The sequence below is a fragment of the Streptomyces sp. PSU-S4-23 genome, assembly GCF_055632315.1.
Genome location: NZ_JBVMUU010000002.1, coordinates 3,344,556 through 3,363,434, shown reverse-complemented (window position 1 = coordinate 3,363,434; position 18,879 = coordinate 3,344,556). Strand labels below are relative to the sequence as shown.

General features: G+C 72.7%; 14 protein-coding genes. 13 read left to right on the top strand and 1 reads right to left on the bottom strand.

The annotated features are described in order from the left end of the window. Positions 1-126: 126 nt before the first annotated feature. The 7 genes from ACZ79I_RS15500 to ACZ79I_RS15470 all read left to right on the top strand — a co-directional run bounded on the left by ACZ79I_RS15500 (position 127) and on the right by ACZ79I_RS15470 (position 9,255). Entirely contained in the window at positions 127-1,278 is a 1,152-nt protein-coding gene (locus ACZ79I_RS15500) for a uroporphyrinogen-III synthase (protein WP_471497930.1), read from the top strand. 622 nt (positions 1,279-1,900) lie between these two features. Then, entirely contained in the window at positions 1,901-2,488 is a 588-nt protein-coding gene (locus ACZ79I_RS15495) for a CGNR zinc finger domain-containing protein (RefSeq protein WP_471497929.1), read from the top strand. A 378-nt stretch (positions 2,489-2,866) separates the two neighbouring features. Further along, the gene (locus tag ACZ79I_RS15490) at positions 2,867-3,403 is read left to right on the top strand and encodes a sigma-70 family RNA polymerase sigma factor (protein WP_234517176.1); all 537 of its coding nucleotides are present in this window, start codon (positions 2,867-2,869) and stop codon (positions 3,401-3,403) included. Continuing rightward, the gene (locus ACZ79I_RS15485; protein ID WP_471497927.1) at positions 3,400-4,212 is read left to right on the top strand and encodes an anti-sigma factor family protein; all 813 of its coding nucleotides are present in this window, start codon (positions 3,400-3,402) and stop codon (positions 4,210-4,212) included. Before ACZ79I_RS15490 ends, ACZ79I_RS15485 begins: the two co-directional genes overlap by 4 nt. A 150-nt stretch (positions 4,213-4,362) precedes the next feature. After that, a complete protein-coding gene (locus tag ACZ79I_RS15480) occupies positions 4,363-6,672 on the top strand; it encodes a HelD family protein (protein WP_471497926.1) in 2,310 nt (769 codons plus the stop codon). A gap of 482 nt (positions 6,673-7,154) precedes the next feature. Continuing rightward, the gene (locus tag ACZ79I_RS15475; protein WP_471497925.1) at positions 7,155-8,573 is read left to right on the top strand and encodes an NAD-dependent malic enzyme; all 1,419 of its coding nucleotides are present in this window, start codon (positions 7,155-7,157) and stop codon (positions 8,571-8,573) included. A gap of 400 nt (positions 8,574-8,973) precedes the next feature. Further along, complete coding sequence (locus ACZ79I_RS15470) at positions 8,974-9,255, top strand: HU family DNA-binding protein (RefSeq protein ID WP_007498188.1); 282 nt, start codon at positions 8,974-8,976, stop codon at positions 9,253-9,255. A 194-nt stretch (positions 9,256-9,449) separates the two neighbouring features. On the opposite strand, the gene murA is transcribed toward ACZ79I_RS15470, so the two are convergent. Further along, entirely contained in the window at positions 9,450-10,790 is a 1,341-nt protein-coding gene (gene murA, locus ACZ79I_RS15465; protein ID WP_471497923.1) for a UDP-N-acetylglucosamine 1-carboxyvinyltransferase, read from the bottom strand. A gap of 222 nt (positions 10,791-11,012) precedes the next feature. On the opposite strand from murA, the gene ACZ79I_RS15460 reads away from it, so the two are divergent. The 6 genes from ACZ79I_RS15460 to ACZ79I_RS15435 all read left to right on the top strand — a co-directional run bounded on the left by ACZ79I_RS15460 (position 11,013) and on the right by ACZ79I_RS15435 (position 18,873). After that, positions 11,013-11,585 carry a YqgE/AlgH family protein gene (locus ACZ79I_RS15460; protein ID WP_471497922.1) on the top strand — a complete coding sequence of 191 codons (573 nt, stop codon included), beginning with the start codon at positions 11,013-11,015 and terminating at the stop codon, positions 11,583-11,585. Between the two features lie 29 nt (positions 11,586-11,614). After that, positions 11,615-11,893, top strand: coding sequence for a DUF3039 domain-containing protein (locus ACZ79I_RS15455; protein ID WP_381087905.1), 279 nt, complete (start codon positions 11,615-11,617; stop codon positions 11,891-11,893). A 340-nt stretch (positions 11,894-12,233) separates the two neighbouring features. Further along, positions 12,234-13,922, top strand: a complete 1,689-nt coding sequence (locus ACZ79I_RS15450) for a beta-N-acetylhexosaminidase (RefSeq protein ID WP_471497920.1) — start codon at positions 12,234-12,236, stop codon at positions 13,920-13,922. Positions 13,923-14,201: 279 nt separating this feature from the next. Next, the gene (locus ACZ79I_RS15445) at positions 14,202-15,095 is read left to right on the top strand and encodes an FAD binding domain-containing protein (protein WP_471497918.1); all 894 of its coding nucleotides are present in this window, start codon (positions 14,202-14,204) and stop codon (positions 15,093-15,095) included. After that, complete coding sequence (locus tag ACZ79I_RS15440) at positions 15,092-16,573, top strand: (2Fe-2S)-binding protein (protein WP_471497916.1); 1,482 nt, start codon at positions 15,092-15,094, stop codon at positions 16,571-16,573. The genes ACZ79I_RS15445 and ACZ79I_RS15440 overlap by 4 nt, the downstream gene beginning before the upstream one ends. Then, positions 16,570-18,873 (top strand): xanthine dehydrogenase family protein molybdopterin-binding subunit, encoded by a 2,304-nt coding sequence (locus ACZ79I_RS15435; protein ID WP_471497915.1) that lies wholly within the window; start codon positions 16,570-16,572, stop codon positions 18,871-18,873. The genes ACZ79I_RS15440 and ACZ79I_RS15435 overlap by 4 nt, the downstream gene beginning before the upstream one ends. Positions 18,874-18,879 lie beyond the last annotated feature (6 nt).

Below are 18,879 nucleotides of genomic sequence, written 5' to 3'. Positions count from 1 at the left end.
CCGGCGACATGAAGCAGAACCGAGCCTGTCATGCGCCGTTGACAGGCTCGGTCGGCATGTAGGTACGACGACGCTAGGTACGACGACGTACGACCCTTTTGCAGACTCGAGTGCGGGACGAGAGCCATGTACGACAACCAGCAGCGACCAGAACACGGCCCGCTCGCGGGGTTCACCGTGGGCGTGACGGCCGCACGGCGGGCCGACGAGCTGGGCGCCCTGCTCCAGCGGCGCGGCGCGACCGTCCTGCATGCCCCGGCCCTGCGCATCGTGCCGCTCGCCGACGACGGGGAACTGCTGGCGGCCACCAAGGAGTTGGTGGAGCAGGTGCCGGACGTGGTGGTCGCCACCACCGCGATCGGCTTCCGTGGCTGGATCGAGGCCGCCGACGGCTGGGGGCTCGGCGAGGACCTGCTCGCTCGGCTGCGGGGGGTGCGACTGCTGGCACGCGGGCCGAAGGTCAGGGGCGCCGTACGGGCCGCCGGGCTGACCGAGGAGTGGTCGCCCACCTCGGAGTCCATGGCCGAGGTCCTCGACCGGCTCCTGGACGAGGGCGTCGACGGCCGCCGCGTCGCCGTCCAGCTGCACGGCGAGCCGCTGCCGGGCTTCGTGGAGGCGCTGCGGGCCGGGGGCGCCGAGGTCGTCGGGGTGCCGGTGTACCGGTGGATGCCGCCGGAGGACATCGCGCCCGTCGACCGGCTCCTCGACGCGGCCGTCACCCGCGGCCTGGACGCCCTCACCTTCACCAGCGCCCCGGCCGCAGCGTCCCTGCTCTCCCGCGCCGAGGAGCGCGGACTGCTGCCCGAACTCCTCGGCGCCCTCCACCACGACGTGCTGCCCGCCTGCGTCGGTCCCGTCACCGCGCTGCCGCTGCAGGCCCGGGGGGTCGACACGGTCCAGCCCGAACGCTTCCGGCTCGGTCCGCTCGTCCAGCTGCTGTGCCAGGAGCTGCCGGGCCGGGCCCGATCGCTGCCCGTCGCCGGCCACCGGGTGGAGATCCGCGGCCATGCGGTGCTGGTGGACGGGGCGCTGCGGCCCGTGCCGCCCGCCGGCATGTCCCTGCTGCGCGCCCTGAGCCGGCGGCCGGGCTGGGTGGTCTCCCGGGCGGAACTGCTGCGGGCGCTGCCGGGCGCCGGACGCGACGAACACGCCGTGGAGACGGCGATGGCCCGGCTGCGGACGGCCCTGGGGGCGCCCAAGCTGATCCAGACGGTGGTCAAGCGCGGCTACCGCCTGGCGCTCGACCCGGCGGCGGACGCGAAGTACGCCGACGTCTGAGACCGGCCACGCGGCAGCAGCCCGCGGGTGAGGCAGGCCGGCGCGAGCCCGGGCGTGGACAGATGGCCCTGCGAGGTTCCGGACGAACCCAGGTGCCCTCGAAGTGGCCGCGCACGACGGCCGGATCGGCGATCCGCGCCACGACGCCCGCCCTCGGCCAGGGTGTGCGGTCGGTGCCGGTCGGTGCCGGTCGGTGCCGGGCTGTGCAGTGCGGTGCTGTCCGGGGCAGTGCGGTGCTGTCCGGGGCCGTGCGGGGTCGTCCCGGTCATGACGGCGGGTCAGCCCGGAGCGGAGGGACGGGCATTGGCGGAGACACGGCCGGGCCGGTGCGCTGTGGTGTGTGCAATGCCGTCTGGGCCGTCTGGGCCGTCCGGGGCCCTCCGGCCACGATGGTGGTCAACCTGACGTGACGCGGCGGGCATTGCCGGGACACGGCCGGGTCGGTGCCGTGCGGTGCGGTGCGGTCCGGGGCCGTACGGCACCTTTTCGGGGCGCGCGCGGGCGGGCACTGTAGAGGTGTGTCCGGGGAGCACGGCCCCCGGTACGTCCTTGCGCGGACATCTCCCCCGACGGACTCACCGGTCGTCGCTCGCGGCGGCAACTCCAAGGCGGTGACAGGCACATGGCATTGGGCACGGCCACGGCCTCGTACGAGCTGCGGTTCGACTCCGGTCGGACCTGCCTGGACCTGCTGGCGACCACGCATCCCGCGGAACGGCTCGAATCGATGGAGCGGTTGCGGGCGTGGATCGCCGGGGCCGGGCTGGTGCCGCCGGGTACGCCGCTGGCCGCGGTGGACGCCGAGTGGCTCGCGGCGTTCCATGAACTGCGCGGGGACATCGGTCAGTTGGTGCGAGGCGAACTGGACGGGCGGCCGGCGGACGGTGCGCTGACGCGGGTCAACGCGGTGGCGCGGGCCGCGCCACCCGCACCGTGCGCGCTGCGCGCGGAGGACGGCGGGCTGGTGCGGCGGCTGCGGACGCCGCCGGAGTGCGGGCAGCTCCTGGCCGTGATCGCGCGCGAGACGATCGAGTTGCTGACGGACCCCGGGGCGCGGGCGAGTCTGCGGCGGTGCGAGGGCGACAACTGCCCCATCGTCTACCTGGACACGTCCCGGGGCCGGCGCCGCCGCTGGTGCTCCAGCGAGGTGTGCGGCAATCGTGAACGGGTGGCCCGGCACCGCCGCCGCGCGGCCCTGGCCCGCGCGTAGCCCCGAAAACCGTCATCCGGGGCAACTGGCGATCATTCACCGGCAATCGGCGCCATCGTCTCGACGATTTCTCCACCAAGGTTCGGCCAAATTTTCACACGGTGATCACGCCATGGTCGGGAGTGAAGGATGTGACGGCTGTGACCCGGGTCTCTTCGAGGCGGCGTGCGTATGTCCCCTTGGGGGAGAAATGGGTGCCCACAAGCGCGGCCGCCCACACCTCTCACAGGAAAATCGCGGTGTCACGTTGAACACGGCGGCGGCCGTCTGCGTACCCGGATACGAGCGACCGACTGGGGGAACCCCCGGACACCGGAGGTAGGCGTGCGCAAGGATTCCGCCGTGGCTGATGAACGCAGGCCAAGGGCCCGGCATCGCATGACCTCGTCCTCGGCGTCCTCCTCGACGGAGCCGGACGAGGAGCTGATGCGCGCCCTGTACCGGGAACACGCGGGACCCCTGCTCGCCTACGTGCTGCGGCTGGTCGCCGGCGACCGGCAGCGAGCCGAGGACGTCGTGCAGGAGACGCTCATCCGTGCCTGGAAGAACGCCGGTCAGCTCAATCGAGCAACCGGTTCGGTACGCCCCTGGCTGGTGACGGTCGCCCGGCGCATCGTCATCGACGGCCACCGCAGCCGGCAGGCCCGGCCGCAGGAGGTCGATCCGTCGCCGCTGGAGGTCATCCCCGCGGAGGACGAGATCGACAAGGCGTTGTGGCTGATGACACTGTCGGACGCGCTGGACGACCTGACCCCGGCCCACCGGGAGGTCCTGGTCGAAACGTACTTCAAAGGGCGTACGGTCAATGAGGCGGCCGAAACGCTCGGTATCCCCAGCGGAACGGTGCGCTCCAGGGTGTTTTACGCCCTGCGGTCGATGAAGCTGGCGCTGGAGGAGCGGGGGGTGACGGCATGAGCAATATGTACGGGGGATTCGGCACCGGCGGCCCAGGGGCCGTGAGAGGGTCACAAGGCCAGGGCGACATCCACGAGACCGTCGGCGCCTACGCCCTCGGCATCCTCGACGACGCCGAGGCGACCGCCTTCGAGGCGCACCTCGCCACCTGCGACTGGTGTGCCCAGCAACTGGACGACCTCGCCGGGATGGAGCCGATGCTGGCCGCGCTCGCGGACCTGCCCGGCAGCCAGGGCAGCCCGGCCATCGGCGAGTCGCTGTCCGCGAAACCCAGTCCACGGCTGGTCGAGCGGCTGATCGACGAGATCTCCGAGCGGCGCGCCCACAAGCGCCGGCGCGGCTTCTACCTCGTGGCGGCCGCGGCCGCGCTGATCATCGGCGGCCCGCTCACCGTGATGGCGGTGAACGGTGGCGGTGACGGCGGTACCGTCGATCCGATGGCCGCGGGCCCCGCCAAGGCGGCCTTCCAGCACATGACCGACAAGCACTCGGCGGTCGACCCGAGCAGCAAGGTCGACGCCGTGGTCGCCCTGGAGGCCAAGGACTGGGGCACGCACGCCGTCCTCCAGCTGAAGAACGTCAAGGGGCCGCTCAGGTGCTCCCTGGTCGCGGTCGGCAAGAACGGCGAGCGCGAGACGGTCACCTCGTGGGCCGTCCCGACATGGGGCTACGGCCTTCCCGACGGCAAGACCGAGGAGGCGAAGAACCCGCTGTACGTGCACGGCGGCGCCGCCTTCAAGCCGAACCAGATCGATCACTTCGAGGTCATGACGTTCGACGGCAAGCGGCTGGTGGAGGTGAACGCGTAGCCGCCGCCCCACCGGCCGGGCACCCCCGCGGCGGACGTCCGAGCACGCCGCGGGCCGACGTGTGCCGGAAGCCGTGGAGCGGATCCATAGCCTCTTCGGCCCCCCTTCGCGTACGGTGGACGGCTGCCCAGCACGTCAGAAGGGGGCCCGGTGGCCGCTCAGGTTCAACAGGAAACCGCGCTCGGCCCGGTCGGCAGGTCCGCGCACGACTCGCTCCGCGACCGGGAGATCAGCGTCGAACAGGAACACCTCGACCGGGTCTACCGGCGCCTTGAGGAGAAGATCCACGAGGCGGAGTTCCTGATGCAGGACGCGGCCAGGCGCGGGCAGGTCGGCACCCCGGGAGCCCTGGCGGAGCGCGACGCACAGGTCTTCCGGGCGGGCATCCACCTCAACCGGCTCAACAACGAGTTCGAGGACTTCCTCTTCGGCCGGATCGACCTGCTGCTCGGCAAGGACGGCAAGAAGGGCCCGGACGGCGCCTACACGGCGATCGAGCCCGCCGAGGGCGCGGTGCGCTCCGACAACACCGCCGACATCGCCGAGACCCTGCACATCGGGCGCATCGGCGTCCTCGACGAGGAGTACGCGCCCCTGGTCATCGACTGGCGGGCGCCCGCCGCCGCCCCCTTCTACCGCTCCACCCCGGTCGACCCGGGACGGGTCGTGCGCCGCCGGGTCATCCGCTCCAAGGGACGCAGGGTGCTCGGCGTCGAGGACGACCTGATGCGGCCCGAGCTGAGGGCGTCCCTCGACGGCTGTGAACTCCCCGTGATCGGCGACGGCGCCCTGATGGCCGCCCTCGGACGGGCCCGCGGCCACACCATGCGGGACATCGTGTCGTCCATCCAGGCCGAGCAGGACCTGGTCATCCGCGCCCCCGCCGCCTCCGTGACCTACGTCGAGGGCGGCCCCGGCACCGGGAAGACCGCCGTCGCCCTGCACCGGGCCGCCTACCTGCTCTACCAGGACCGGCGCCGGTACGCGGGCGGCATCCTGATCGTCTCGCCGACCCCGCTGCTGGTCGCGTACACCGAGGGCGTGCTGCCGTCGCTGGGCGAGGAGGGCCAGGTCGCCATCCGCGCCATCGGCTCCCTCGTGGACGGAGCCGAGGCCACCCTGTACGACTCCCCCTCCGTGGCCCGCGCCAAGGGCTCGTACCGCATGCTCAAAGTGCTGCGCAAGGCCGCCCGCGGAGCCCTGGAGCTGGGCGATCCGCCGACCCGGCTGCGGGTCGTCGCCTTCGGCCGCCGCCTGGAACTCCAGGCCGGGGAACTGGAGCGCATCCGCCACACCGCCCTGAACGGCACTGCCCCGGTGAATCTGCTGCGCCCGCGCGCCCGCAAGCTCCTCCTGGACGCCCTGTGGGCGCACTCCGGCGCGGACGGCCGGCACACCGACCCCGAGCTGGCCGCCGAGCTGCGCTCCTCGTTCGACGAGGACATCACCTGCGAGGACGCCTTCACCGATTTCCTGGACGCCTGGTGGCCGGAGCTGACCCCGCGGGCCGTCCTGGCGGCGATGGCCGACGAGCGGCGCCTTGCCCGCTGGGCGCGGCGCGTCCTCACCCCCGGTGAGGTGCGCAGGGTCGCGCGCTCCCTGGGACGCGGCGGGCTGTCCGTGCACGACGTGGCCATGCTGGACGAGCTGCAGTCCGTCCTGGGGCTGCCGGCCCGCCCGAAGAAGCGGCGCGAGCTGGACCCGCTCGACCAGCTGACCGGGCTCGAGGAGCTGATGCCCGCACGCGAGGAGTCGCAGCGCGAGCGTGCGGAGCGGCTCGCCCAGGAGCGCACCGAGTACGCGCATGTGATCGTCGACGAGGCGCAGGACCTCACCCCGATGCAGTGGCGGATGGTCGGGCGCCGCGGCCGGCACGCGACCTGGACCGTGGTCGGCGACCCGGCCCAGTCGTCCTGGTCGGACCCGGACGAGGCGGCACAGGCGCGTGACGAGGCGCTCGGCACCCGTCCGCGCCGCCGCTTCACCCTCACGGTGAACTACCGCAACCCGGCCGAGATCGCCGACCTGGCCTCCAAGGTGCTCGCCCTCGCCATGCCGGGAGCCGAGGCCCCGTCGGCCGTCCGCTCCACGGGGGTGGTGCCGCGGTTCACGGTGGCGGGGGACGCCCGGGGCGAGACCGTCCGCCAGGAGGCCGCCCGGCTGCTCGGCCTCGTCGACGGCACGGTCGGCGTCGTCGTCGCCATGCACCGGCGCGCGGAGGCGGCCCGCTGGCTGGAGGGGCTCGGCGACCGGGTCGTGGCGCTCGGCAGTCTGGAGGCCAAGGGGCTGGAGTACGACGCGACGGTCGTCGTCTCGCCGGCGGAGATCGCCGACGAGAGCCCCGCCGGCCTGCGGGTGCTCTATGTGGCGCTGACCAGGGCGACCCAGCAGCTGACGGTGGTCTCGGGAGACGGGGACGAGCCGGACGCGGACGGGGTGCCGGACCTGCTGCGGGACTGACCGGGACCGGGTGGGGCCGGCGGGACTGATCCGTACGGACGGGCCAGGAGGATGAACTGGCGGTACGGGAATGGTCTTTCGGGATCCGTTTGTTAGCCTGGGTGTGGCACCGGCCCGATCCAAGCCCCCGGGCCCAACCTTCGTCGCTTCGAGCGACCACTTGCCGCGAGGCGAGCATGGCGGGTCGGTGTCGCCCGGCGTTCAGAGGTCCGCGTCACTCGTGACGCGGACCTCTTGCTCTTCCTGTTTCCTCCCACCGTCCCGTCCGTTTCTCGTATGGTGAAAGTCACTTTCCGAGACGATGCGAGTCGACGCGAGACGACGCGAGACGACGCGAGACGACGCAGGGCGACGGTGTGCGACGCACGGCGACGAGCCGGTGAACAAAACGTTCGCAATGCGGCGCGGTTACCGCGTACTCCCCGGTAGGTGCGACGATCGGACGGCACAGCAGCGACAGGTGAAAGCAGAGGAAGTCGGCCATGGCTACGGCGCCCAGCGTCTCCTACTCGATGACGGTCCGGCTGGAGGTGCCCGCGAGCGGAACCGCCGTATCGCAGCTCACCACCGCCGTGGAGTCCTCCGGAGGCTCGGTGACCGGCCTCGACGTCACGGCGTCCGGCCACGAGAAGCTCCGCATCGACGTCACCATCGCCGCCACCTCCACCTCCCATGCGCAGGAGATCGTCGAGAAGCTGCGCGGCATCGAGGGCGTGACGCTGGGCAAGGTCTCGGACCGTACGTTCCTCATGCACCTCGGTGGCAAGATCGAGATGGCCTCCAAGCACCCCATCCGCAACCGTGACGACCTCTCCATGATCTACACGCCGGGTGTCGCGCGGGTGTGCATGGCGATCGCGGAGAACCCGGAGGACGCCCGCCGCCTGACGATCAAGCGCAACTCGGTTGCGGTCGTGACCGACGGCTCGGCCGTCCTGGGCCTCGGCAACATCGGCCCGAAGGCCGCGCTGCCCGTCATGGAGGGCAAGGCGGCCCTCTTCAAGCGCTTCGCCGGCATCGACGCCTGGCCGATCTGCCTCGACACCCAGGACACCGACGCGATCGTCGAGATCGTCAAGGCGATCGCCCCCGGGTTCGCCGGCATCAACCTTGAGGACATCTCCGCGCCCCGCTGCTTCGAGATCGAGGCCCGGCTGCGTGAGGCCCTCGACATCCCCGTCTTCCACGACGACCAGCACGGCACCGCGATCGTCGTCCTCGCCGCCCTCACCAACGCACTCCGCGTGGTGGGCAAGGCGATTGAGAATGTGCGCGTCGTGATGTCGGGCGCCGGCGCGGCCGGTACGGCGATCCTGAAGCTGCTGCTCGCGGCGGGCGTGAAGAACGCCGTCGTCGCCGACATCCAGGGCGTCGTGCACGCCGGCCGCGAGGACCTGGTGGACGCCCCGGCCGATTCGCCGCTGCGCTGGATCGCGGAGAACACCAACCCCGAGGGCCTGACCGGCACGCTCAAGGAGGCCGTGCGCGGCGCCGACGTCTTCATCGGCGTCTCCGCCCCGAACGTGCTCGACGGTTCCGACGTGGCCGCCATGGCCGAGGGTGCGATCGTGTTCGCGCTCGCGAACCCGGACCCCGAGGTCGACCCGGCAATCGCCCGTCAGACGGCGGCCGTTGTGGCCACGGGCCGCTCCGACTTCCCCAACCAGATCAACAACGTCCTGGTGTTCCCGGGCGTCTTCCGCGGACTGCTCGACGCCCAGTCCCGCACCGTCAACACGGACATGATGCTGGCCGCCGCGACCGCCCTCGCGGACGTGGTGACCGAGGACGAGCTGAACCCGAACTACATCGTCCCGAGCGTGTTCAACGACAAGGTCGCGGGCGCGGTCGCCGGGGCGGTGCGCACCGCGGCGCGCGCGGCGGGGGCGGCGGCCCACTAGACGCCGGCACCGGCGGTACCGTACGCCGCTGTGACCATTGCCACGGTTGCCCGGCCCGGCGCGTCGCGGAACCCCGGCCGCCCGGCCGCCCTAGGGTGGCGGCCAGGTGGGGCCCCTGGCGCCCTGCCGTCCGTTGCCGGGAGCCGACGCAGCGTCACCGCTGTGAGGCGGTGGCGCTCTTCGTGTGACTCCCAAGGGTGTTCTCACGACTCCTACGGGTGCCGGATTGGCTTTCCCGCCGCAGGTGGGGGCAGGATGCGTCTTCGGGCGCGAGGGTCTGACGACGGACCCGGGTCCGGGGACTCACCGAGGACCCTGGCAGCATCGGCTTCGCCGTGCCCGACATGCGGCTCCGCCGCGTGGCACGCCTCAACGGCAAGAAGAACACGGGAGTAACAACATGAACCGCAGTGAGCTGGTGGCCGCGCTGGCCGACCGCGCCGAGGTGACCCGCAAGGACGCCGACGCCGTGCTGGCCGCGTTCGCCGAGACCGTCGGCGAGGTCGTCGCCAAGGGCGACGAGAAGGTCACCATCCCTGGCTTCCTGACCTTCGAGCGCACCCACCGTGCCGCTCGCACCGCGCGCAACCCGCAGACCGGCGACCCCATCCAGATCCCGGCCGGCTACAGCGTGAAGGTCTCCGCGGGCTCCAAGCTCAAGGAAGCCGCCAAGGGTAAGTGATCTTGCCGTCGTACGCCACGGGACGACGTACGAGGCCGTGCCCGCGACGGGACGGCATGAGGGGGCCCGGTGCCGCCACTCGGCGCGGAGCACCGGCCCGGTAACGCCAAAGGGGCGGTCACCCTGCCGGGGTGACCGCCCCTCGCGTACGTCCGTTCCCCTCCGGCACCGGCCCGCCGGGGGCCCGAGGAGGCTCAGCCGAGGGCCTTGCCCGGGAGTTCGACCTTGGCGCCGAGCTCCATGAGCTTCTCCATGAAGTTCTCGTAGCCGCGGTTGATCAGGTCGATGCCGTGGACCCGGGACGTGCCCTGGGCCGCCAGGGCCGCGATCAGGTACGAGAAGCCGCCGCGGAGGTCGGGGATGACCAGGTCGGCGCCCTGCAGTCGCGTCGGGCCCGAAACCACCGCGGAATGCAGGAAGTTGCGCTGGCCGAAGCGGCAGTCGGAGCCGCCGAGGCACTCGCGGTACAGCTGGATGTGGGCGCCCATCTGGTTGAGCGCGGAGGTGAATCCGAGGCGGGACTCGTACACCGTCTCATGGATGATGGACAGGCCCGTGGCCTGCGTCAGGGCCACCACCAGCGGCTGCTGCCAGTCCGTCTGGAAGCCCGGGTGCACGTCCGTCTCCAGCGCGATGGACTTCAACTGGCCGCCGGGGTGCCAGAAACGGATGCCCTTGTCGTCGATCTCGAAGGCACCGCCCACCTTCCGGTAGGTGTTCAGGAACGTCATCATCGAGCGCTGCTGCGCGCCCCGGACGTAGATGTTGCCCTCGGTGGCCAGCGCCGCCGAGGCCCACGACGCGGCCTCCAGGCGGTCCGGGAGCGCGCGGTGGGTGTAGCCGCCGAGCTTGTCCACACCGGTGATGCGGATCGTGCGATCGGTGTCCATCGCGATGATCGCGCCCATCTTCTGCAGCACGCAGATGAGGTCCTCGATCTCCGGCTCCACGGCCGCGTTGGCCAGTTCGGTCACGCCCTCGGCGAGCACGGCCGTCAGCAGCACCTGCTCCGTCGTGCCGACGGACGGGTACGGCAGCCGGATCTTCGTGCCGCGCAGTCCTTTGGGCGCCTCCAGGTACTGGCCGTCCGCGCGCTTCTCGATGACCGCGCCGAAGTGCCGCAGCACGTCGAAGTGGAAGTCGATCGGCCGGCCGCCGATGTCGCAGCCGCCGAGGCCCGGGATGAACGCGTGCCCCAGCCGGTGCAACAGCGGGCCGCAGAACAGGATCGGGATGCGTGAGGAGCCCGCGTGGGCATCGATGTCGGCGACGTTCGCGCTCTCCACGTGCGTCGGGTCGAGCACCAGTTCGCCGGGCTCCTCACCCGGGCGGACCGTCACGCCGTGCAGCTGCAGCAGCCCGCGCACGACGCGCACATCGCGGATGTCGGGGACGTTGCGCAGCCTGCTCGGGGCACTGCCCAGCAGGGCGGCGACCATGGCCTTCGGCACGAGGTTCTTCGCACCGCGGACACGGATCTCGCCCTCCAGCGGGGTTCCGCCGTGGACAAGGAGGACATCGTCGTTGACGGTCATGTATCTCGTTCCGTGGAGTGGGCAGGGGCCGGAGACGTAAGCGTAATGGCCGTCCACCCCCCTTCAGTAAGCCCACGTGCCTCCCGGCAACGTCATAGGTTTGCCACAACACGAACCGTGCGTAACCGGACGCACGGGGTTACCGCTCGGGGCGTGGCCGCATTCACCCATGTACCCGGATTGCCTCCCCATGCGGAGGGAAGATGCGGGATCATGTCTGGCATGACCGAGGTGTCCTCGCTCACAGGGCGGCTGCTCGTGGCCACGCCCGCCCTGGCGGACCCGAACTTCGACCGCGCGGTGGTGCTGCTCCTCGACCACGACGAGGAGGGCTCGCTCGGTGTGGTCCTCAATCGCCCCACCCCCGTCGATGTGGGCGACATCCTGGAGGGCTGGGCGGACCTCGCGGGCGAGCCCGGTGTCGTCTTCCAGGGCGGGCCGGTGTCCCTGGACTCGGCACTCGGTGTCGCGGTGATCCCCGGCGGTGCCTCCGGGGAGAGCGCCCCGCTCGGCTGGCGCCGGGTGCACGGCGCGATCGGCCTGGTCGACCTGGAGGCACCGCCCGAACTGCTCGCCAAGGCGCTGGGGTCCCTGCGCATCTTCGCGGGATACGCGGGGTGGGGGCCCGGCCAGCTTGAGGACGAGCTGGTGGAGGGGGCGTGGTACGTGGTCGAGTCGGAGCCCGGTGATGTGTCCTCCCCGGAGCCGGAGAGACTCTGGCGGGAGGTCCTGCGCCGTCAGCGCAGCGAGCTCGCGATGGTGGCCACCTATCCGGACGACCCTTCTCTCAACTGATGCCCGTGCGCTTCAGTACGCTTGGCGGTATGAGCACTCTTGAGCCCGAGCGCGGTACCGGTACGGGGACCCTCGTAGAGCCGACGCCACAGGTGTCGCACGGCGACGGCGACCACGAGCGCTTCGCCCACTACGTCCAGAAGGACAAGATCATGGCGAGCGCCCTGGACGGTACGCCCGTCGTGGCGCTGTGCGGCAAGGTGTGGGTGCCGGGCCGGGACCCGAAGAAGTACCCCGTCTGCCCCATGTGCAAGGAGATCTACGACTCCATGGGCGGCGGCGAGGACGACAAGGGCGGGGACAAGTAACGACAAGGGCGGGGACAAGCAGCCCACCGGCCCGCCCTTCGGTGACCGCCGGGCCCCCGGGACGTCCTCTGGTGCGTCCCGGGGGCCTTTGTGTCTTCTTCCGGTCCCGCGCCGTCACACGGAGCGCGTCGGGCGGTCGCGGAGTGGTCGAGACCTGTTGCGGGCATGTTCCTGTAGTCCATAGCCTCCGATGGGTTGTGCAGAGCAGAACGGCCATTGCGTTTCTCTTGGCCGCGACGGCCGTGACACGATTCCGCTTCCGTTTCCGGACACCCTGCTGATCATGTTTCTGATCGCCGGCCGGTCTCAGGACTGGGCGGAACGGTGAAGGGCTGACGATATGCGCGATGTTCCGCACTCCCGGTACCCCGGACACGGGGTGGCGCCGATCCCCGCTCCCCTCCCCATTCCCCGGAGCATCTCGCCGTCGGCCGGCACCGGCACGGAATACGTCATCGACGAGGAAACAGGGATCGACGCGGCCCCGGGCACCGAGCGGGTCGCGCGCTGGCTGCGGGCCACCGTGGGCGCGGCGACCGGGCTTTCCCTGCCGCCGCACACCGGCGACACCCCGAACCGTGTTCTGCTCCGGATCGTCCCCGCTCTCGCCGGGGAACTCGGCAGCCGTGAGGCATACCGCCTCACGGCCGACGGATACCCCCTCGTCATCGACGGAGCGAGCGAGACCGGCGTGTTCTGGGGCGCCCAGACGTTCCGTCAACTGCTCGGCCCGGAGGCATTCCGCCGCGCCCCGGTCACGGGGAGACGAAAGTGGCCGGTGCCCGCCGTGACCATCCACGACGCCCCCCGTTTCCGCTGGCGCGGTCTCATGCTGGACGTCGCCCGGCACTTCATGCCCACGGAAGGCGTCCTGCGCTATCTGGATCTGATGGCCGCCCACAAACTCAACGTGTTCCACTTCCACCTCACCGACGATCAGGGCTGGCGCATCGAGATCAAGCGGTATCCGAGGCTCACCGAGGTCGGATCCTGGCGGGCGCGCACGAAATCCGGCCATCGTGCCTCGCCGCTGTGGGAGGAGAAGCCGCACGGCGGTTTCTACACGCAGGACGACATTCGCGAGATCGTCGCGTACGCGGCCGAGCGGCATATCACCGTCGTCCCCGAGATCGACGTGCCGGGACACAGCCAGGCGGCCATCGCCGCGTATCCGGAACTCGGCAACACCGACGTCATCGACACCGCCTCCCTCACGGTCTGGGACGACTGGGGCGTCTGCGCCAACGTACTCGCCCCCACCGACACCACCGTCCGGTTCTACGAGGGGGTCTTCGAGGAGGTCCTGGAGCTGTTCCCCTCCGGCTTCGTCCACATCGGCGGCGACGAATGCCCCAAGGACCAGTGGCGGCGGTCCCCGGCCGCCCAGGCGCGCATCAGGGACCTGGGGCTGGCCGACGAGGACGAACTCCAGGCGTGGTTCGTCCGGAACTTCGCCGTCTGGCTCGCCGAGCGCGGCCGCCGGCTCATCGGGTGGGACGAGATCCTCCAGGGCGGCCTGGCGGAGGGCGCGGCCGTGTCCTCGTGGCGCGGGTACGCCGGAGGCATCACGGCCGCCCGCGCCGGGCACGACGTCGTGATGTGCCCCGAGCAGCAGGTGTACCTGGACCACCGTCAGGCCGGCGGCGAGGACGAACCGGTGCCCATCGGGTATGTGCGCACCCTGGAGGACGTCTACCGCTTCGAGCCGGTGCCGCCGCAGCTCACCGGGGAACAGGCGCGGCACGTGCTCGGCGCCCAGGCCAACGTCTGGACCGAGGTGATGGAGGATCAGGCACGCGTGGACTACCAGACCTTCCCCCGGCTCGCGGCGTTCGCCGAGGTCGCCTGGAGCGCCCTGCCCGCCCCCGCGGACCGCGACTTCGCGGACTTCGAGCGGCGGATGACGGCCCACTACCGGCGGCTCGACGCCCTGGGAGTCGCCTACCGGCCGCCCGCGGGACCGCGGCCGTGGCAGCGGCGACCCGGCGTGCTCGGACGCCCGATCGAGGGTGCGCCCCCGAACGTGTGAGGCGCTTCCCGAGGGCAGGGCGAGGGACCCGGCTCCCTGCCAACGTGACCCCGCACGGAAGAAAGTCGCACAAGGCTCACCGAAGAGCGGCAATGTGCCTCCGGCGGCGATGTCGCGGCAAAACGGACCATCCCGCCGGTGCGGGGCGAATGCCTCCTAGCGGACCCCCGCGTCGGCGGCGGGGGAAGATGTGCCAGAGTTGCCACGTCCGCCCTGTCAGCACGTACCGTACGGCAACACAGGTGGGACCAGGTGGGGCAGCGGGAAGGGGCAGCCGGTTTGACCACGCACGCACCGCAGGCGGCGCAGGCCGTGACGCTGCCCGCCTCGCTGGACGAGGCAGTGGCGGTCCTCGCCGCCATGCCGGCCGCCGTCCCCGTGGCGGGCGGCACCGACCTGATGGCCGCGGTCAACTCCGGGCAGCTGCGGCCCGCCGCGCTGGTCGGGCTCGGCCGCATCAGCGAGATCCGCGGCTGGCAGTACCAGGACGGACACGCGCTGCTCGGCGCCGGGCTCACCCACGCGCGCATGGGGCGCCCCGACTTCGCGGCCCTCATCCCCGCCCTCGCGGCGGCCTCGCGCGCGGCCGGACCGCCGCACATCCGCAACGCGGGCACCCTGGGCGGCAACATCGCCTCGGCGGCCCCCACCGGGGACGCGCTGCCGGTGCTGGCCGCACTGGAGGCCACGCTGATCATCGCGGGCCCCGACGGAGCCCGCCGCGAGATCCCGGTCTCGCACCTGCTCGCCGGCGTGGAGATGCTGCGCGCCGGCGAACTCATCGGCTACGTGCGCGTGCCGCTGCTGCACGCCCCCCAGGTCTTCCTGAAGGCGACCGGACGCACCGGGCCCGGCCGGGCCATGGCGTCCGTGGCCCTCGTCCTCGACCCGGCCCGGCGCGGCGTGCGCTGCGCCGTGGGCGCCATAGCACCGATGCCGCTGCGCCCCCTGGACGCCGAGCAGTGGGTCGCCCAGCTCATCGACTGGGACAACAACCGTGCGATCGTCCCCGACGCCCTCACCGCCTTCGGGGAGTACGTCGCCGCGGCCTGCATCCCGGACCCGGGCCCGGCGGAGGACGGCACCGCGCAACAGCTTCCGCCCGCCGTACTGCACCTGCGGCGCACCGTCGCCGCGCTGGCCCGACGAGCACTGGGGAGGGCGCTGTCGTGACCGACGACCGGCACGAGGAGCAGGACGGCCGCGGCTCCTGGGAGCGGCTGCCACAAGGGGACTACGACGACGGCGCCACGGCCTTCGTCCAGCTCCCCGAAGGGGGGATCGACGCCCTCCTCGCCTCCGACAGCCCGCTGGCGGCACCGGGTCACGGCTATGTGCCCCCGACGTTCACGCCGGGCGACGCGGGCGCCGGCCCGGCCGCAGGCGGCACCTGGGGCACGCCCGCCGGGGGTGCCCGGTGGCCCGAGCCGAACGCCGCCCAGGGGGAGGACAGCGGCGACCGGTTCACGTACAACCCGGGGTCGACCGGGCAGTGGGCCTTCCCGGAGCCGGCGGGCGCGCAGCAGGCCACCGCTGCCGGGCAGGACGTCACCGGGGAGTGGTCCATTCCGGTGGCGGGCGGTGACCTGCCGGACGAATCCGGCGAGTTCAGCACGTCGTCGCTCGTCGAGCAGTGGGGCGGCACCCCGCCCCCGACCCTGCCCGGCGGCGCGCCCGCGCCCTGGGCGACGGGAACGGCCGGGCAGCCGTGGCCGGAGCGGGCCGGGGAGGCCCCCGCCGAGCCGGCCGGGGAAGCGACCGCCGAGGCCCCTGGAGAGCAGTCCGCAGGGGCGTACGGGCACACCCGGGCAGCGGATGCTCCCGGGGCGCCGGAGGCCGCGCAGGAGCCCGCCGGGCCCCCCGGCGGGCCCGGCACCGAGCGGGCGCCGGACCCCGCGCAGGCCGCGGACCCCGGCACGGCCGCGGACCCCGCGCCCTCCGCCGGGCCCGAGCCGTCGCCCCAGGCCGCCGACCCGCAGGAGCCTGCTCCCGAACAGGACTCCGGGCAGGAGCCCGCGCCCGCACACGACGAACACCCCCTGACGTCGTACGTCCTGCGGGTGAACGGCGCCGACCGGCCCGTCACGGACGCGTGGATCGGCGAGTCGCTGCTGTACGTGCTGCGCGAGCGGCTCGGTCTCGCCGGCGCCAAGGACGGCTGCTCGCAGGGAGAGTGCGGCGCCTGCAACGTCCAGGTCGACGGACGGCTCGTCGCCTCCTGCCTGGTGCCCGCCGCCACCGCCGCGGGCAGCGAGGTGCGCACCGTCGAGGGCCTCGCCGTCGACGGACAGCCCTCGGACGTGCAGCGGGCGCTCGCCCGGTGCGGTGCCGTCCAGTGCGGCTTCTGCGTGCCCGGCATGGCGATGACCGTGCACGACCTCCTGGAGGGCAACCCGGCCCCCACGGAACTGGAGGCCCGACAGGCGCTGTGCGGCAACCTGTGCCGCTGCTCCGGCTACCGCGGGGTCCTGGATGCCGTCCAGGAGGTCGTCGCCGAGCGGGAGGCGCACGCCGAGGCCGAGGCGCCGGAGGGCGAAGAGGCCCGCATCCCGCACCAGGCGGGCCCCGGGGCGGGCGGTGTCCACCCCTCCGCGTTCGACAACACAGCCCCGAACGAGCACCCGTACGGCCAGGACGGAGGCCAGGCGTGAGCAACGAAGCCGCCACCGCGACCACCCCGGCGGCCGCACCCGCCCCCGAGCCGCTGCCGCACGGCCTCGGCGCCTCCCTGCCGTCCTCCGACGCCCGGGCCAAGGCCGAGGGCACGTTCCCGTACGCGGCCGACCTGTGGGCCGAAGGTCTGCTGTGGGCGGCCGTGCTGCGCTCCCCGCACCCGCACGCGCGCATCCTCTCCATCGACACCGGCCACGCGCGCGAGATGCCCGGCGTCCGCGCCGTGGTGACCCACGAGGACCTGCCCGCCGGCGTGCTGCACGGCCGTGGCACGGCCGACCGCCCCGTGTTCGCCTCCGAGGTCGTGCGCCATCACGGGGAGCCCATCGCGGCCGTCGCCGCCGACCACCCCGACACCGCGCGTCTGGCCGCCGCCGCCGTCATCGTCGAGTACGAGGTGCTCGACCCGGTGACCGACCCCGAGCAGGCGTTCGAGGCGGAACCCCTGCACCCCGACGGGAACCTCATCCGGCACATCCCGCTGCGCCACGGCGATCCGGCCGCCGCCGGAGAGGTCGTCGTCGAGGGCCTCTACCGCATCGGCCGCCAGGACCCGGCCCCCATCGGCGCGGAGGCCGGGCTGGCCGTGCCCCGGCCCGACGGCGGGGTCGAGCTGTACGTCGCCTCCACCGATCCGCACACCGACCGCGACCGCGCCGCCGCCGTCTACGGCCTGGCACCCGAGCAGGTGAAGGTCGTGGTCACCGGGGTGCCCGGCGCCACCGCCGACCGCGAGGACCAGGGCTTCCAGCTGCCGCTCGGGCTGCTCGCGCTGAAGACCGGCTGCCCGGTGAAACTGACCGCGACGCGCGAGGACTCCTTCCTGGGGCACGTGCACCGCCACCCCACCCTGCTGCGGTACCGCCACCACGCGGACGCCGACGGCAGGCTGGTGAAGGTCGAGGCGCAGATCCTGCTGGACGCGGGCCCCTACGCGGATACGTCCTCCGACGCCCTCGCCGCCGCCGTCTCCTTCGCCTGCGGCCCCTACGTCGTCCCCAACGCCTTCATCGAGGGCTGGGCCGTACGCACCAACAACCCGCCGTCGGGCCATCTGCGCGGCGAGGGCGCGATGCAGGTGTGCGCGGCGTACGAGGCCCAGATGGACAAGCTCGCCAAGAAGCTGGGCCTGGACCCGGCCGAGCTGCGCATGCGCAACGTCATGGCGACGGGCGACGTGCTGCCGACGGGCCAGACGGTGACCTGCCCGGCCCCGGTGGCCGAACTGCTCCAGGCGGTACGGGACCACCCGCTGCCCCCGCTGCCCAAGGACACCCCCGAGGAGGAGTGGCTGCTGCCCGGCGGCCCCGAGGGCGCGGGCGAACCCGGCGCGGTGCGGCGCGGCGTCGGCTACGGCCTCGGCATGGTGCACATGCTCGGCGCGGAGGGCGCGGACGAGGTCTCCACGGCGACGGTGAAGGTGCAGGACGGCGTGGCGACCGTGCTGTGCGCGGCCGTCGAGACCGGTCAGGGCTTCACCACGCTGGCCCGGCAGATCGTCCAGGAGACGCTGGGCATCGACGAGGTGCGCGTGGCACCGGTCGACACGGACCAGCCGCCCGCGGGCGCGGGCTGCCGGGGCCGCCACACCTGGGTGTCGGGCGGCGCGGTGGAACGGGCGGCGAAGATGGTCCGCACGCAGTTGCTGCAGCCCCTGGCGCACAAGTTCGGCATGTCCACGGAGCTGCTCCAGATCACCGACGGCAAGATCACCTCGTACGACGGCGTGCTGTCGACCACGGTGACCGAGGCCATGGACGGCAAGGAGCTGTGGGCCACGGCGCAGTGCCGCCCGCACCCCACGGAGCCGCTGGACGAGACGGGCCAGGGCGACGCCTTCGTGGGCCTCGCGTTCTGCGCGGTCCGCGCCGTGGTGGACGTGGACGTCGAGGTCGGCGCGGTACGGGTCGTGGAGCTGGCGCTGGCCCAGGACGTGGGCCGGGTGCTGAACCCGGCGCAGCTCGCCGCTCGCCTGGAGGCCGGTGTCACCCAGGGCGTGGGCATCGCGCTCACCGAGAACCTGCGCACCGCGCGCGGCCTGATCCGCCACCCCGACCTGACGGGCTACTCCCTCCCGACCGCCCTGGACGCTCCCGGCATCCACATCGTCAAGCTGGTCGAGGAACGGGACGTGGTCGCGCCCTTCGGGGCGAAGGCGGTCAGCGCGGTGCCCGTGGTGACGTCCCCGGCGGCGATCGCGTCCGCGGTCCGCGCGGCGACGGGCCGCCCGGTCAACCGGCTGCCGATCCGGCCGCAGGCGGCGGTGGTGACCCAGTGAAGGGCG

Bases quoted from the DNA above. Each gene is read 5' to 3' on its own strand.
- ACZ79I_RS15460 (WP_471497922.1), top strand. From the start codon at position 11,013: ATGACCGAGGTGTCCTCGCTCACAGGGCGGCTGCTCGTGGCCACGCCC.
- ACZ79I_RS15495 (WP_471497929.1), top strand. From the start codon at position 1,901: ATGGCATTGGGCACGGCCACGGCCTCGTACGAGCTGCGGTTCGACTCC.
- ACZ79I_RS15455 (WP_381087905.1), top strand. From the start codon at position 11,615: ATGAGCACTCTTGAGCCCGAGCGCGGTACCGGTACGGGGACCCTCGTA.
- murA (WP_471497923.1), bottom strand. From the start codon at position 10,790: ATGACCGTCAACGACGATGTCCTCCTTGTCCACGGCGGAACCCCGCTG.
- ACZ79I_RS15485 (WP_471497927.1), top strand. From the start codon at position 3,400: ATGAGCAATATGTACGGGGGATTCGGCACCGGCGGCCCAGGGGCCGTG.
- ACZ79I_RS15470 (WP_007498188.1), top strand. From the start codon at position 8,974: ATGAACCGCAGTGAGCTGGTGGCCGCGCTGGCCGACCGCGCCGAGGTG.
- ACZ79I_RS15500 (WP_471497930.1), top strand. From the start codon at position 127: ATGTACGACAACCAGCAGCGACCAGAACACGGCCCGCTCGCGGGGTTC.
- ACZ79I_RS15475 (WP_471497925.1), top strand. From the start codon at position 7,155: ATGGCTACGGCGCCCAGCGTCTCCTACTCGATGACGGTCCGGCTGGAG.
- ACZ79I_RS15450 (WP_471497920.1), top strand. From the start codon at position 12,234: ATGCGCGATGTTCCGCACTCCCGGTACCCCGGACACGGGGTGGCGCCG.
- ACZ79I_RS15490 (WP_234517176.1), top strand. From the start codon at position 2,867: ATGACCTCGTCCTCGGCGTCCTCCTCGACGGAGCCGGACGAGGAGCTG.